1 protein-coding gene is annotated in these 409 nt (G+C 72.6%); it reads left to right on the top strand.

Annotated features, from left to right (window positions below):
* On the top strand, positions 1 to 409 hold a 409-nt coding region (locus G3I78_RS49665; RefSeq protein WP_164437255.1), incomplete at both ends, for a DUF192 domain-containing protein.

Below are 409 nucleotides of genomic sequence, written 5' to 3' on the forward strand. Positions count from 1 at the left end.
GCGTGCAGCTCGCCGCAGCCCGAGGCCACGGTCGAGGTCGGGGGAGAGATGTTCGCCGTCGAGCTCGCGGACACCGCCAACGAGCAGAAGGAAGGCCTGGCCGGCCGCGAGGAGATCCCCGCCGACACCGGGATGCTGTTCCAGTTCGGAGAACGCGCCGAGCACCAGATGTGGATGGCCGGCATGCAAGTCCCGATCGACGTCGCCTGGATCGACGATGACCGCGTGATCGGCGTCGCGACCCTCGACCCGTGCACCGAGGTCGACCAGACGACCTGCCCGCGGTCGACCGCACCGGGCCCAGCGACCGCGCTGCTCGAGGTACCAGCCGGAGCCCTGGCCGACGTCGCCGCCGTGGACTTGTCCCGGCTCGGCGGCTGGCAGGGCCGCGCCGTCGCGGGGCTGGTCG

The sequence above is a fragment of the Streptomyces sp. SID13726 genome, from assembly GCF_010548375.1.
Lineage (GTDB): Bacteria > Actinomycetota > Actinomycetes > Streptomycetales > Streptomycetaceae > Streptomyces.